We start from the raw sequence: 14,316 nt of genomic DNA on the forward strand, positions 1-14,316 counted from the left end.
CCGCCATGATCCCCGGCGAAATCGCCTACGGGGACGGTCCGGTGCGCCTCAACGAGGGCCGCCCCGTCACCCGTCTCACCGTGCTCAACGCCGCCGACCGGCCCGTCCAGGTCGGCTCCCACTACCACTTCGCCGAGGCCAACCCCGGTCTCGACTTCGACCGGTCCGCCGCCCGCGGACTCCGGCTCAACATCGCAGCCGGCACCGCCGTGCGGTTCGAGCCGGGCATCCCGGTCGCGGTGGAACTCGTACCGCTGGGCGGACTGCGCACCGTACCGGGACTGCGCGGGGAGACCGGAGGGCCGCTCGATGGCTGAGATCTCCCGCCAGACGTACGCCGACCTCTTCGGGCCAACCGCCGGTGACCGGATCCGGCTGGCCGACACCGACCTCTTCGTCGAGATCGAGCAGGACCTCGGCGGCGGCCCCGGCCGCGCCGGCGACGAGGCCGTCTTCGGCGGCGGCAAGGTGATCCGCGAGTCCATGGGGCAGGCCCGAACCACCCGGGCCGAGGGCGCACCCGACACCGTGATCACCGGGGTCGTGATCCTCGACCACTGGGGCATCGTCAAGGCCGACCTCGGCATACGCGACGGCCGTATCTGCGGCATCGGCAAGGCCGGCAACCCCGACACCATGGACGGCGTGGACCCGGCCCTGGTGATCGGCCCCGAGACCGAGATCATCGCGGGCAACGGGAAGATCGTCACCGCCGGCGCCATCGACGCCCACGTGCACTTCATCTCCCCGACGGTCATCGAAGAGGCGCTCGCCTCCGGCATCACCACCCTCGTCGGCGGCGGCACAGGACCGGCCGAGGGCACCAAGGCCACCACCGTCACCCCAGGGCCCTGGCACCTGGCCCGCATGTTCGCGGCGCTGGAGGCCTACCCCGTCAACATCGGCCTGCTCGGCAAGGGCAACACCATGTCCACCGAGGCCATGCACTCCCAGCTGCGCGGCGGCGCACTCGGCTTCAAGCTCCACGAGGACTGGGGAACCACCCCGGCCGTCATCGACGCCTGCCTGAGCGTCTGCGAGGAGACCGGGGCCCAGGTCGCCATCCACACGGACACGCTCAACGAGGCCGGGTTCGTCGGCGACACCCTCGCGGCCATCGCCGGGCGGACGATCCACTCGTACCACACCGAAGGCGCGGGCGGCGGGCACGCCCCCGACATCATCACCGTGGTCTCCGAGCCCAACATCCTGCCCAGCTCCACCAATCCGACCCGGCCGCACACCGTCAACACCGTCGAGGAACACCTCGACATGCTGATGGTCTGCCACCACCTGAACCCGGCCGTCCCCGAGGACCTCGCGTTCGCCGAATCCCGGATCCGGCCCTCGACCATCGCCGCCGAGGACGTCCTGCACGACCTCGGGGCCATCTCCATCATCTCCTCCGACTCCCAGGCCATGGGCCGGGTCGGCGAGGTCGTCCTGCGCACCTGGCAGACCGCCCACGTGATGAAGAAGAGGCGCGGCTTCCTCCCCGGCGACGGACCGGCCGACAACCAGCGCGCCCGACGCTACGTCGCCAAGTACACGATCAACCCCGCCGTCGCCCAGGGACTGGCCCGCGAGATCGGCTCGGTCGAGACCGGCAAACTCGCCGACCTCGTCCTGTGGAACCCCGCCTTCTTCGGGGTCAAGCCCGAACTGGTCATCAAGGGCGGCCAGATCGCCTACGCGCAGATGGGCGACGCCAACGCCTCCATCCCCACCCCGCAGCCCGTACTGCCCCGGCCGATGTTCGGCAGCCACGGGCGCGCGCCCGGCCTGAACTCGCTCAACTTCACCGCACAGGCCGCGCTCGACGACGGACTGCCCGAGAGGCTCGGCCTTGGCAAGGCCTTCGTGGCCATAGAGAGCACCCGCAAGGTCGGCAAGGCGGACATGCGCAACAACGACGCCATGCCCAGGGTCGAGGTCGACGCCGACACCTTCACCGTCACCATCGACGGGGAGGCCGTGGAACCCGCGCCCGCCGCGGAACTGCCCATGGCCCAGAGATACTTCTTGTTTTGAAAGGGGCCTCTTCTGATGAGCCTCGCCGCGCTGCTCGTCCTCGCCGACGGCCGCTTCCCCGCCGGGGGCCACGCCCACTCCGGCGGGGCCGAGGCCGCCTGCAAGGCGGGCCGGATCCACGACGCCGCCACCCTGGAGGACTTCTGCCGGGGCCGGCTGCACACCGCCGGGCTCACCGCGGCCGCCCTCGCCGCGGCCGCCGCGCTCGGCCTCGACCCGGCGGAGCTCGACGCCGCCGCCGACGCCCGTACCCCGTCGCCCGCCCTGCGCGCCGCCGCGCGGCGCCTGGGCCGCCAGCTGCTGCGGGCCGCCCGGGCCACCTGGCCCGCCGCCGAACTGGAAGCGCTGGCCGCCGCGTTCCCGCGCGGGGCCCACCAGCCCGTCGTACTCGGCCTCACCGCCCGGGCGGCCGGGCTCGGGCCGCTCGATGCCGCGCACGTGGCGGCGTACGAGAGTATCGGCGGGCCCGCGACCGCGACCGTGCGGCTGCTGGGCCTGGACCCCTTCGAGGCGAGCGGGGTGCTGGCCCGGCTCGCCCCCGCGCTCGACGCCGTCGCGGCCCAGGCGGCCGAGGCCGCGCACCGGGCCCGCACGGAGGGCACGGAGGCCCTACCCGCGGCCTCCTCGCCCCTGCTGGAGATCGCGGCAGAGGTCCATGCCGACTGGCCGGTACGCCTCTTCGCTTCCTGACCACCCCCTAGGAGACCCCCCATGCACCTCGACCACGCGGTGACCTACCCCCATCGCCACACGCACGGCGCCGCACCGCTGCGCGCCGACGGCACCCGGCGCGCCCTGCGCATCGGACTCGGCGGACCCGTCGGTTCCGGCAAGACCGCCACCGTCGCCGCCCTGTGCCGCGCCCTGCGCGCCGAACTGTCCATGGCCGTCGTCACCAACGACATCTACACGCGCGAGGACGCCGAGTTCCTGCTCCGCGAGGCCGTCCTGCCGCCCGAGCGGATCGCCGCCGTCGAGACCGGGGCCTGTCCGCACACCGCCATCCGCGACGACATCTCCGCCAACCTGGAGGCCGTCGAGGAACTGGAGGAGGCCTTCCGGGAGACCGGCCCGCTCGACCTGATCCTCGTCGAGTCCGGCGGGGACAACCTCACCGCCACCTTCTCCCGGGGGCTCGTCGACGCCCAGATCTTCGTCATCGACGTGGCCGGCGGGGACGACATCCCGCGCAAGGGCGGCCCCGGCGTCACCACTGCCGACCTCCTCGTCGTCAACAAGACCGACCTCGCCCCCCACGTCGGCTCCGACCTCGGGCGGATGGCCCGCGACGCCGCCGAGCAGCGCGGTGAACTGCCCGTCGCCTTCCAGTCGCTGCGCGGCCCGGACGGCGTGGCCCCGGTGGCCGCCTGGGTGCGCGAGCGGATCGCCGCCTGGGTCGTACGGTGACCAGCGCGGCTCCCGTCACCCCCGCGGGCGTGCGGGCCACCGCCCGCGTCCACGCCGTCGCCGACGGCCGGGGCGGCACCGCCCTGCCGCTGCTGGCCGGGGACGGGCCGCTCGCGCTGCGCCGCACCAGGGGGACCGCCGCCGAGGCCGGGGTCATGCTGGTCGGCGCCATGAGCGCCCCGCTGGGCGGCGACCACCTCACCGTCGAGGCGACCGCGGGCGCCGGGGCGCGGCTCGCCCTCGCCTCGGCGGCGGCCACCCTGGCCCTGCCCGGCCGGGGCGGCGAGCCCGCGCGGTACGACGTACGCCTGACCCTGGAGGACGGCGCGTCGGTGCGGTGGCTGCCGGAGCCGCTGGTCTCCGTGCGCGGCAGCGACCTGCGGGTGCACACGCGGGTCCGACTGGCACCCACGGCCCGGCTGCTGCTGCGCGAGGAACAGGTGCTGGGTCGCTGCGGGGAGGCCTCCGGCCTGCTGCGCAGCCGGCTCACCGCCACCCGCGGGGGCCGCCCCCTGCTGGATCAGGAGCTGACCTGCGGACCCGGTGCGCCCGGCGGCTGGGACGGTCCCGCGGGGCTGGCGGGGCACCGGGCGCTCGGCCAACTCCTCGTCGTGGACCCGGCCTTCGCCCTGGCCCCGCCCGCGGCCGGGGTGCTGGGCGAGTTCGCCGCCGTCACTCCGCTGGCCGGCCCGGCCGTCCTCGTGACCGCCCTGGCCCCCGACGCCCTGCGGCTGCGGGAACTGCTCGACGCGGCCGCCCGGACCTACGGTCCGCCGCCCCAGGCGTAGTTCGGACGAATCGGGCACCGCTCAGCGGTACACACCTCTCCGGTTATCGGGTTGGCAAAGAACTCGACCCTGCTCTGTTGCCGGGTCGTGGTAAGGCGCAAGGATCCCCCTGCACGCCGACGACCGAAACCGACCGAACCCGGCCGCCCACGGCGGCGACTGACGCAGGGGGAACAACCACGTGATACGCAACGCGGCGCTGGGGAGCGCCGCCACACTGATCACCGGCACACTGGCGGCGGGCCTGATGCTCGCCCCGTCCGCCACGGCGGCCTCGGCCGGCCGCGACAACGGGGCCGCGGAGGCGGTGGGCGTCCAGATCGCCGCCGCCCGCGCCGCCCGCACCGGGATCGAGTGGAAGGACTGCCCCGCGGACTGGGGCTTCGAGAAGCCCATCCAGTGCGGCTGGGTGAAGGTCCCGCTCGACTACACCAAGCCGTTCGGCAAGACGATCGACATCGCCGTCGACCGGATCGGCAGCACGGGCACCAAGGAGGAGCGCCAGGGCGCGCTCATCTACAACCCCGGCGGTCCCGGCGGTTCCGGCATGCGCTTCCCGCGCAGGGTCACCACCAAGAGCCCGCTGTGGGTCAACGCCTCCAAGGCGTACGACTTTGTGGGCTTCGACCCCCGCGGTGTCGGCCACTCCGCGCCGATCTCCTGCATCGACCCGCAGGAGTTCGTCAAGGCTCCCAAGGCCGACCCGGTCCCGGGCTCCGAGGCCGACAAGCGCGCCCAGCGCAAGCTCGCCGCCGAGTACGCGGACGGCTGCAAGGAGCGCAGCGGCGAGATGCTGCCGCACATGACCACGCCGAACACCGTGCGCGACCTCGACGTGATCCGCGCCGCCCTCGGCGAGCAGAAGCTGAACTTCCTCGGCGTCTCCTACGGCACCTACATCGGCGGGGTCTACGCGACCCTGTTCCCGACGCACGTGCGCCGCATGATCGTCGACAGCGTGGTCAACCCGGACACGGACAACATCTGGTACGAGGCCAACCTCGGCCAGGACGTGGCCTTCCAGACGCGCTGGAACGACTGGCAGGACTGGGTCGCCAAGAACGACGCGGTCTTCCACCTCGGCGACACCCGCGCCAAGGTCGAGGCGAAGTACCAGGAGCTGCGCGCCAAGGCCAAGGCCAACCCGATCGGCGGGGTCGTCGGCCCGGCCGAGCTCATCGGCTTCTTCCAGGGCGCCCCGTACTACGACTCCTCCTGGGTGCCCGTCGCCCAGACCTTCGCCGCCTGGGCGGCCGGTGACGAGCAGGCGCTCGTCGACGCCATCGCCCCGGACATGTCGGACACCAAGGGCAACGCGGCGTCCGAGAACGGCAACGCCGTCTACACCGCGGTCGAGTGCGCCGACGCCAAGTGGCCCACCAGCTGGGCCAAGTGGGACCGGGACAACACCAAGCTGCACGAGAAGTACCCGTTCCTGACCTGGTCCAACGCGTGGATGAACCTGCCCTGCGCGACCTGGAAGTCCAAGCAGAGCACCCCGATCGAGGTCGGTGCCAAGCGCGGTCTGGCGCCGGTGCTGATCGTCCAGTCCGAGCGGGACGCGGCCACGCCGTACGAGGGCGCGGTCGAGCTGCACCGCCGCCTCGCCGGCTCCCGTCTGATCACCGAGCAGAACGCCGGCTCGCACGGTGTCACCAGCCTGGTGAACCCCTGCATCAACACGCGGGTCGACACCTACCTGCTGACCGGAAAGGTCGACGCGAAGGACGTGAAGTGCGCTCCGCACGCCACTCCTGTCGCCCCGGCCCCGGTCGCCGCGAAGTCGCTCGCCGAGGCTCCTGGCGCCGACCTCCCGGCCCGTGAGGAGCTCCCGGCCGTCCGCTAGGACCCGGGGAACACCAGCGGGAGAAGGCTCAGCGCGACCTGCGCCGGGCCTTCTTCCGTTCCTCCTCTTCCTCGGCCTTGACCTCGGCCGCGTACCGGTCGACGTACTCCTGGCCGGACAGTTCGAGGATGGCGTACATGATCTCGTCGGTGACGGCCCGCAGGACGGCCCGTTCGCCCTCCAGCCCGGCGTACCGGGAGAAGTCCATCGGCTCGCCGAAGCGGATCGTCACCCGCCGGATGTTCGGGATCTTCTGCCCGGGGGGCTGGATCTCGAAGGTGCCGACCATCGCGCACGGCACGACGGGCACCCCGGCTCCCAGGGCCATCGCGGCCACGCCCACCTTGCCCTTGTACAGCCGCCCGTCGTGCGAGCGCGTGCCCTCCGGGTAGATGCCCAGCAGTTCGTCCTTGGCCAGCACCCCCAGCCCCTCGCGCAGAGCCGCCTGGCCGGCGTCCTTGCCGGAGCGGTCCACGGGGATCTGCCCGGCGCTGCGGAAGAAGGCGGCGGTGAGCCGCCCCTTGACCCCCGGGCCGGTGAAGTACTCGGCCTTCGCGAGGAACGTGATCCGCCGCTTGAGGATCGCGGGCATCAGGAAGTGGTCGGAGAACGACAGGTGGTTGCCCGCGATGATCGCGGCCCCCTCCGCCGGGATGTTCTCCAGGCCCTCGATCCGCGGCCTGAACAGCAGCCGCAGCAGCGGACCGAGCAACACGTGCTTGAGCAAGTGGTAGAACACCAGGCCGCTCCCAATTCCTGGGGCGGCCCAGTGCCGGCCGCCGCCGGACATGGCGAAAGGAACCAGTCTAGGTGCGCTCACACGCACCGTCACGACCTGGCACGCACAGTCGGGCGAAACGGTTCAGCGGCAGGGGCCGCAGTGGCTCACGCGCCGCGTGAGGCGGCCATTCCAGCGGTCAGCAGCCCCAGTACCACCCAGCCGAACCACAGCCAGCCGTTGCTGCCGAGGGCCACGGAATACGCGGCGACGGCCACCAGGGCGGCGAAGGTCATGACTGCCATCGCCTTAACGGATCCGGTCATGCTCCATGGTGGCCCGCAAAGGCCGTACTCCGCTACTGGCCACGCGCCTGGAGCGAGGCCAGATACGAGTTGTACGCCTCCAGCTCCTGGTCACCGTCGCGGTCCGCGGCCCGGTCGGAGCGCTTCGCCGCCCGCTGCTCGGAGTGGTACCACTGGTAGACCAGCGCGATCAGCACCAGCACCGAGGGGATCTCGCTGAAGGCCCACGCGATGCCGCCGCCCCACTGCTGGTCGAGCAGCGGATCGATGTCCAGGGAGGCCGCCGGGTTCGCGTACGTCTTGATCATCGGCTCGCTGGCCATCATCACGGCGATCCCGAAGAAGGCGTGGAACGGCATGCCGGCGAAGAGCTCCAGCATCCGCATCACGTAGCCGGGGCGGTGCGGCCCCGGGTCGATGCCCATGATCGGCCAGAAGAAGATCAGGCCGACCGCGAGGAAGTGCAGCATCATCGCGATGTGCCCGGTCCTGGACTCCATCAGGAAGTCGAAGAGCGGGGTGAAGTACAGGCCGTAGAGGCTGGCGATGAACATGGGGATCGTGAAGGCAGGGTGGGTGATGATCCGCATGTAGCGGCTGTGCAGCAGCATCAGCAGCAGCTCGCGCGGGCCCTTGTGGCCGCGCGCGGCGGGCGGCAGCGCGCGCAGCGCCAGCGTCACCGGAGCGCCCAGCAGCAGCAGGATCGGGGTGATCATGCTGATCACCATGTGCTGGACCATGTGCACGCTGAACATGACCATGCCGTAGTCGTTCAGCTTGGTGCACGTCACCAGCACCACGGTCAGTACGCCCAGGGTGAAGGCGACGGTCCGGCCCAGCGGCCAGGAGTCCCCGCGCCGGCGCAGCCGCAGAACGCCCCACCCGTACAGCGCGAGCCCCAGCAGGGACCCGAAGAGGAAGAAGGCGTCGAAGGAGAATTCCAGCCCGCGCCCGAGAGTGAAGGACGGCAGGTCCATGTTCATGTCCATGCCGTGCCCGCTGTGATCCATCTCTTCACTCCCTTGACCGTGGCGCCCCACCACAGTAGTGCCGCCCCCGTACGCTCCTGCGCGCGGGGGCGGCCTTAACGGGCATACGGTTACAGAACCGTCTGGGCCTCGTCGTAGCGCTCGGCCGGGACCGTCTTGAGGGTCGAGGTCGCCTCGGCGAGCGGCACCATCACGATGTCCGTGCCGCGCAGTGCGGTCAGCATGCCGAACTCGCCGCGGTGGGCGGCCTCCACGGCGTGCCAGCCGAAGCGGGTCGCCAGCACCCGGTCGTACGCGGTGGGCGTGCCGCCGCGCTGCACGTGGCCCAGGATCACCGGTCGGGCCTCCTTGCCCAGGCGGTGCTCCAGCTCCACCGCGAGCCGGTTGCCGATGCCGGCGAACCGCTCGTGGCCGTACATGTCGGTGCCGCCCTCCTCGAAGTCCATCGAGCCGGCGCGCGGCTTGGCGCCCTCGGCGACCACGACGATCGCGAACCGCTTGCCCGCCGAGAACCGCTCGCCGACGATCGCCGTCAGCTCGTCGATGTCGAAGGGGCGTTCCGGAACGACGATCGCGTGCGCGCCGGCCGCCATGCCCGAGTGCAGGGCGATCCAGCCGGTGTGGCGGCCCATGACCTCGACGACCATCACGCGCTGGTGGGACTCGGCGGTGGTCTTCAGCCGGTCCAGCGCCTCGGTGGCGACCCCGACGGCGGTGTCGAAGCCGAAGGTGACGTCGGTGGACGCGATGTCGTTGTCGATGGTCTTGGGGACGCCGACGATCGGCAGACCCGCCTGCGAGAGCAGGTTCGCGGCCTTCAGCGTGCCCTCGCCGCCGATCGGGATGATCGCGTCGAGGCCGAGGTCCGCGACGTGGCCGCGGGCGCGCTCCACGCCGTCGCGCAGGTGCGCGGGCTGCACCCGGGAGGAGCCGAGGATGGTGCCGCCGCGGGCGAGGATGCCGCCGACGGCGTCGAGGTCGAGCTTGCGGTAGTCCGCCTCCAGCAGGCCCTTCCAGCCGTCGTGGAAGCCGATCACCTCGTCACCGTGGTCGACGACCGCGCGGTGCACGACGGAGCGGATGACGGCATTCAGGCCGGGGCAGTCGCCACCGGAAGTGAGCACACCAATGCGCATGGCAGGAAGAGACCTTTGCAACGTGGGCCGGCGACCGGACCACGTCGTCCGGTTGGAACTACACGTCACCCTACAAGCGGAAGGCGGGTGGACTGAACCATCCTCCACATGCTGGTCGCACCGGTGGTGCGAACGCACGTCGGCCCGGTTCCCCCTAGGGAAAACCGGGCCGAACACATGATGACGGGGCCGCCCCGATGAGCGGCCCGCAGGGCGCTACGCGGGCTGCGTGGCGGCCGCGATGCGCTCCGCGCGCAGCGCCTCGTACCACCGGTCGTCTATGGCCGGCAGCGCGTTCACGTCGAGGGCCAGCTTCAGCAGCAGGTCCGCGATCTGCGGGTTGCGGGCCATCACGGGACCGTGCATGTAGGTGCCGAACACCGTGTCGTTGTAAGCGCCTTCGGTGCCGTCGCCGGTGCCGTTGCCGCGGCCCATGCTCACGCGGGCGAACGGCCGCGCCGTCGGCCCGAGGTGGGTGACGCCCTGGTGGTTCTCGAAGCCCGTCAGCTGCGGCAGGCCGAGCCGCGGGTCGATGTCGGCGAGCACGTCGCCGACGCACCGCTCGCCCTCACCGCGCACCGTGACCACGTCCAGCAGGCCGAGGCCCTCCTGGCGCTCGCCCTGGTCGTTGACGAACTCCTGGCCGAGGATCTGGTACCCGGCGCAGACGGAGAAGACGATCGCCCCGTTCGAGACGGCCCGCTCCAGACCGCCGTCGCGCAGCAGGCGCTCGGCGGCCAGGCGCTGCGGCCGGTCCTCGCCGCCCCCGATCAGGTAGATGTCGCCCGAGGTGGGGATCGGCTGGTCGCTGCGCACGTCCACGCGCTGTACGTCCAGACCGCGCTGGCGTGCCCGGCGCTCCACCACGAGGGCGTTGCCCTGGTCTCCGTACGTGCTGAGCAGGTCGGGGTAGACCCACACCAGACGCAGGCTGTTGTCGCTCATGCTCTTGTCCTCTGCGGTTCTGAGGGGGCTAGTTGCCGACGCGGCGGCGCACGTCCTGGAAGGCGGTGTAGTTGGCGATCAGCTCGATCTGCCCGGGCGGCGCGAGCTGCACGGCCTCGTCGAGGGTCTCGCACACCCGGAAGTCCAGGCCCGCGACCTCGAGGCGGACCGCGAGGTCCAGCTTGCGGTCGCCGATCACGAAGATCGGGTGGCCGGCCAGGCGCGGGTAGTCCACGTCCCACAGCCAGGAGGTGTCGGTGCCGTCGGCGCCGCGCGCGTTCACCGAGAGGATCACCGGGGTGGGCGGCGGATCGATCAGAGAAAACGTTTCGAGCCAGCCCGCCGGGTTCTTCGCCAGCAGCAGCCGCAGCTCACGGCCCTGGAAGTTCACCACGTCGTAGCGGCCGGCGACGGCCTGCACCTGGTACATCCGCTCCAGCGCGACCTGCGGCGGGACGCCGAAGACGGCGGCGACGGCGGCCGAGGTGGCGGCGTTGGCCTTGTTGGCGCGGCCCGGCAGCTGGAGGTGGATCGGCCAGGCCGAACCGTGCGGGTCCAGGACGTGGTCGCCGGAGAGCACCCAGGTCGGCGTGGGGCGGCGGAAACCGCACTCGCCGCAGAACCAGTCGTCGCCCGGGCGCTGCATGACACCGCCGCAGGAGGGGCACGACCAGGCGTCGTCCTTCCACTCCTGGCCGGCCGCGACCCACACCACGTTCTGCGAGGAGGAGGCGGACCAGACGATCAGCGGGTCGTCGCAGTTCGCGACGATGACCGCCTTGGATCCCTGGAGGCCCTCGCGCCACTTCTCCGCGAGCATGCGGGTCTCGGCGGCGCGGTCCAGCTGGTCGCGGGAGAGGTTCAGCAGGGCGATCACCTTGGGGGTGACGTCCCGGGCCACTCCGGCCAGGTACTTCTCGTCGACCTCGATGACGCCGTACTTGGCGTCCGAACCGCCGGCCAGTGCCGAGGTGATGCCCGCCGGCATGTTCGCGCCGAGGGCGTTGGAGACGACCGGACCGCTGGCCCGCAGGGCCTCCGCGATCAGCCGGGTCGTCGTGGTCTTGCCGTTCGTCGCGGAGACGAGGACGACATCGAGATGCTGCGCCAGCGCGCCGAGGAGATCGGGGTCGAGCCTGAGTGCGACCTTGCCACCGATCACCGATCCGCTTCCGCGTCCCGCGGCCCGCGACACCGCCGCCGCGGCCTTGCCCGCCGTCACGGCCAGCTTGGCCCGCGGCGAAAGCGGCTCCGTGTTGCCTGCCATCGTCCCTTGTCCTCCTTGCGTCGGTCGGCCCCAGCCTATCCAGTACCGGCCGGGGCCTTGACCGCGGCGCCCCCACACCACGGCAGATCTCCTCATATATTCGCCCGTCGTAGGCTTACGGCCATGCGACAGCGCCCCATCCCCGGTACCACCGGCCTCGTCCGCACCATGAGCCTGCTGGGCGATCCGGTGCTCCATTCCGCTTGCGCGGAGGTCACCGATTTTGGACCGGACCTCGACCGGCTCATCGAGGACATGTTCGCGACGATGTACGCCGCCGAGGGCGTCGGCCTCGCCGCGAACCAGATCGGCGTCGGGCAGCGGGTCTTCGTCTACGACTGCCCCGACGACGAGGACGTCCGGCACGTCGGACACATCGTCAATCCGCGGCTGGTGGCCGCCGACGGGGACGAGTTCACCGGCCCCGAGGGCTGCCTGTCGCTGCCGGGGCTGGAGGCGGGCACCGCGCGCTTCGACCGGGCGATCGTCGAAGGGGTCACCTCGGACGGGGCCGCCGTGCGGATCGAGGGCACCGGGTTCTTCGCCCGGTGCCTGCAGCACGAGTGCGACCACCTCGACGGGACCGTGTACGCGGACCGGGTTACGGGGCTGCGGGCCCGCCGCCTGCGGCGGGCGATCCGCAAGACCCCGTGGGGTGCGGGGGCGCTGCGCGGCTGAACAGCAGCCCGGCTGCGCCGGGACCTGGGGCTTTGCCCCAGACCCCACGCCTCAAACGCCGGCGGGGCTGGGTTTGGCTCTGGGTTCGGCCTCAGAACCCCGGGCCGTCGGCGCGGTTGCCGGCCGTGGCCAGGCGGCCCCACAGGAGATCCGTGAGGCCGGCGACCAGGTCCGCGCGGTCGCAGGGGCGTTCGCCGAGCCACCAGTCGCCCGCCGCGTGCATCATGCCGACGATGCCGTGGCCCCAGACGCGGGCGAGGCGTTCGCCGCCCGGGCCGAGGTCCACGCGCTCGCCGATCACCTTGGCCAGCTCCTCGCCGAGGCGGCGCAGCAGCGGGGCCGAGTGCAGGCCCACGTCGAAGCCGCGCTCGGGGCTCTGGGAGTCCTCGGCCGGATGCATCAGGAAGCGGTAGACCTGGGGGCGGGCCTCGATGGCGGCGAGGTAGGTGTCGAGGGTGGACTCCACCCGGCGGCGGCGCTCGGCCGGGGCGTCGAGCGCGGCCCGCAGCGAGTCGAGCAGCGCGTCGGTGTGCCGGACGGCGAGGGCCTGGTAGAGGCCCGCCTTGTCGCCGAAGTGCCGGTAGAGGATCGGCTTCGTGATGCCGGCCTCGGCCGCGATGGCGTTCATGGAGGCCTTGGGGCCGTCCCTGAGTACGACCCGGTCGGCGGCTTCGAGCAGCTCCCGGCGCCGGCGCTCGCCCGCTCCCGGTTCGCCTGCCTGCTGCGTGGTCTCCATGATGTGTTTCTCTCCCCGCCCTTGCGATGTGCGTGACGCCCACGCAACGTAACACCCTGCACACCCTGGCGATCGAATCGGCGGCGGCCGCCGCCCTCGTACCGTCCGAGCTTGACACTGCTTACTGACCGGTAACACACTGTGGTCCACGTGTGGGTTACCGCTAGTAACACATGCATGGACGAGCGCAGACAGGTGGAGGGGACATGGCGGAGTTCACCATGGAGCTCAACGACGACCAGAAGCAGGTACGGGACTGGATCCACGGCTTCGCCGCCGACGTGATCCGTCCCGCGGCCGCGGAATGGGACGAGCGCGAAGAGACTCCCTGGCCCGTCATCCAGGAGGCCGCCAAGGTCGGCATCTACTCGCTGGACTTCTACGCCCAGCAGTTCTTCGACCCTACGGGCCTCGGCGTCCCGATGGCCATGGAAGAGCTCTTCTGGGGGGACGCGGGCATCGCCCTGTCCATCGTCGGCACCGGGCTCGCGGCCATCGGCGTCCTCGCCAACGGCACCGAGGAGCAGATCGGCACCTGGATCCCGCAGATGTACGGCGACCAGAACGACGTGAAGGTCGCCGCCTTCTGCTCCTCCGAGCCGGACGCGGGCTCCGACGTCGGCGCCATGCGCACCCGGGCCGTCTACGACCAGGCCAAGGACGAGTGGGTGCTCAACGGCACCAAGACCTGGGCGACCAACGGCGGCATAGCCAACGTCCACATCGTCGTGGCCGTCGTCGACCCGGACCTCGGCACCAAGGGGCACGCCTCCTTCATCGTGCCGCCGAACACCCCGGGCCTGAGCCAGGGCCAGAAGTTCAAGAAGCACGGCATCCGCGCCTCGCACACCGCCGAGGTGGTGCTGGAGGACGTACGCGTGCCCGGCTCCTGCCTGCTCGGCGGCAAGGAGAAGCTGGACGAGCGGCTCGCGCGGGCCCGCGAGCGGGCACGCAGCGGCGGCGGCGAGCGCGTGAAGAACGCCGCCATGGCCACCTTCGAGGCCTCCCGGCCGGCGGTCGGCGCCATGGCCGTGGGCACGGCGCGCGCCGCGTACGAGGTCGCGCTGGACTACGCGAAGACGCGGACGCAGTTCGGCCGCCCGATCATCGACAACCAGGGCGTGGCCTTCCAGCTCGCCGACATGCGGACGCAGATCGACGCGGCCCGGCTGCTGGTGTGGCGGGCCTCCTGGATGGCGGTCGCGGGCCGGCCGTTCACCTCGGCGGAGGGCTCCATGTCGAAGCTCTTCGCGAGCGAGGTCGCCAAGAAGGTGACGGCCCAGGCGGTCCAGATCCTCGGCGGCAACGGCTTCACCCGCGAGTACCCGGTGGAGCGCATGCACCGCGACAGCGCCATCTACACGATCTTCGAGGGGACCAGTGAGATCCAGCGGCTGGTGATCGCCCGCACCATCTCGGACATGCCGATCCGCTAGGCCGTCTTCACCTCGCCGGGCATCCCTGAGGTGG

General features: G+C 71.7%; 15 protein-coding genes. 8 read left to right on the plus strand and 7 right to left on the minus strand.

The window, feature by feature from the left end; all coding sequences use genetic code 11:
- Positions 1-5 precede the first annotated feature (5 nt).
- From JIW86_RS32745 to JIW86_RS32770, 6 genes are all read left to right on the plus strand, one after another.
- A complete protein-coding gene (locus JIW86_RS32745) occupies positions 6-317 on the plus strand; it encodes an urease subunit beta (RefSeq protein WP_069919100.1) in 312 nt (103 codons plus the stop codon).
- On the plus strand, positions 310-2,031 hold the full coding sequence (locus tag JIW86_RS32750; RefSeq protein WP_257557475.1) for an urease subunit alpha: 1,722 nt from the start codon (positions 310-312) through the stop codon (positions 2,029-2,031). The genes JIW86_RS32745 and JIW86_RS32750 overlap by 8 nt, the downstream gene beginning before the upstream one ends.
- Before the next feature lie 15 nt (positions 2,032-2,046).
- Positions 2,047-2,721 carry an urease accessory protein UreF gene (locus JIW86_RS32755; protein WP_257557476.1) on the plus strand — a complete coding sequence of 225 codons (675 nt, stop codon included), beginning with the start codon at positions 2,047-2,049 and terminating at the stop codon, positions 2,719-2,721.
- Positions 2,722-2,742: 21 nt separating this feature from the next.
- Positions 2,743-3,438: an urease accessory protein UreG gene (ureG, locus tag JIW86_RS32760; RefSeq protein WP_215142220.1), complete on the plus strand. Its 696-nt coding sequence runs from the start codon at positions 2,743-2,745 to the stop codon at positions 3,436-3,438.
- Positions 3,435-4,226 carry an urease accessory protein UreD gene (locus tag JIW86_RS32765; RefSeq protein WP_257557478.1) on the plus strand — a complete coding sequence of 264 codons (792 nt, stop codon included), beginning with the start codon at positions 3,435-3,437 and terminating at the stop codon, positions 4,224-4,226. The genes ureG and JIW86_RS32765 overlap by 4 nt, the downstream gene beginning before the upstream one ends.
- 247 nt (positions 4,227-4,473) lie before the next feature.
- On the plus strand, positions 4,474-6,072 hold the full coding sequence (locus JIW86_RS32770; RefSeq protein WP_251064396.1) for an alpha/beta hydrolase: 1,599 nt from the start codon (positions 4,474-4,476) through the stop codon (positions 6,070-6,072).
- A 28-nt stretch (positions 6,073-6,100) separates the two neighbouring features.
- Here the strand turns inward: JIW86_RS32770 and JIW86_RS32775 are convergent, their stop codons facing one another.
- The 6 genes from JIW86_RS32775 to JIW86_RS32800 all read right to left on the minus strand — a co-directional run bounded on the left by JIW86_RS32775 (position 6,101) and on the right by JIW86_RS32800 (position 11,432).
- Positions 6,101-6,811 carry a lysophospholipid acyltransferase family protein gene (locus tag JIW86_RS32775; protein ID WP_215142226.1) on the minus strand — a complete coding sequence of 237 codons (711 nt, stop codon included), beginning with the start codon at positions 6,809-6,811 and terminating at the stop codon, positions 6,101-6,103.
- Between the two features lie 146 nt (positions 6,812-6,957).
- Positions 6,958-7,116: a hypothetical protein gene (locus tag JIW86_RS32780; protein ID WP_215142228.1), complete on the minus strand. Its 159-nt coding sequence runs from the start codon at positions 7,114-7,116 to the stop codon at positions 6,958-6,960.
- A gap of 32 nt (positions 7,117-7,148) precedes the next feature.
- The gene (locus JIW86_RS32785) at positions 7,149-8,105 is read right to left on the minus strand and encodes a cytochrome c oxidase assembly protein (protein ID WP_215142230.1); all 957 of its coding nucleotides are present in this window, start codon (positions 8,103-8,105) and stop codon (positions 7,149-7,151) included.
- An 89-nt stretch (positions 8,106-8,194) separates the two neighbouring features.
- The gene (locus tag JIW86_RS32790; RefSeq protein WP_215142232.1) at positions 8,195-9,220 is read right to left on the minus strand and encodes a 6-phosphofructokinase; all 1,026 of its coding nucleotides are present in this window, start codon (positions 9,218-9,220) and stop codon (positions 8,195-8,197) included.
- Positions 9,221-9,436: 216 nt separating this feature from the next.
- Entirely contained in the window at positions 9,437-10,165 is a 729-nt protein-coding gene (locus tag JIW86_RS32795) for a type 1 glutamine amidotransferase (protein ID WP_215142234.1), read from the minus strand.
- A gap of 28 nt (positions 10,166-10,193) precedes the next feature.
- Positions 10,194-11,432 carry a MurT ligase domain-containing protein gene (locus JIW86_RS32800; RefSeq protein ID WP_030029096.1) on the minus strand — a complete coding sequence of 413 codons (1,239 nt, stop codon included), beginning with the start codon at positions 11,430-11,432 and terminating at the stop codon, positions 10,194-10,196.
- A gap of 123 nt (positions 11,433-11,555) precedes the next feature.
- Between JIW86_RS32800 and def the strand changes: the two genes are divergently transcribed.
- Positions 11,556-12,110 carry a peptide deformylase gene (gene def, locus JIW86_RS32805; RefSeq protein WP_257557482.1) on the plus strand — a complete coding sequence of 185 codons (555 nt, stop codon included), beginning with the start codon at positions 11,556-11,558 and terminating at the stop codon, positions 12,108-12,110.
- A gap of 91 nt (positions 12,111-12,201) precedes the next feature.
- Here the strand turns inward: def and JIW86_RS32810 are convergent, their stop codons facing one another.
- Positions 12,202-12,846: a TetR family transcriptional regulator gene (locus tag JIW86_RS32810; protein ID WP_215142238.1), complete on the minus strand. Its 645-nt coding sequence runs from the start codon at positions 12,844-12,846 to the stop codon at positions 12,202-12,204.
- 206 nt (positions 12,847-13,052) lie between these two features.
- On the opposite strand from JIW86_RS32810, the gene JIW86_RS32815 reads away from it, so the two are divergent.
- On the plus strand, positions 13,053-14,282 hold the full coding sequence (locus JIW86_RS32815; protein ID WP_215142240.1) for an acyl-CoA dehydrogenase family protein: 1,230 nt from the start codon (positions 13,053-13,055) through the stop codon (positions 14,280-14,282).
- Positions 14,283-14,316: the final 34 nt, after the last annotated feature.

Origin of the sequence: Streptomyces sp. NBC_00162 (assembly GCF_024611995.1) — a bacterium.
Classification (GTDB): Bacteria; Actinomycetota; Actinomycetes; order Streptomycetales; family Streptomycetaceae; genus Streptomyces.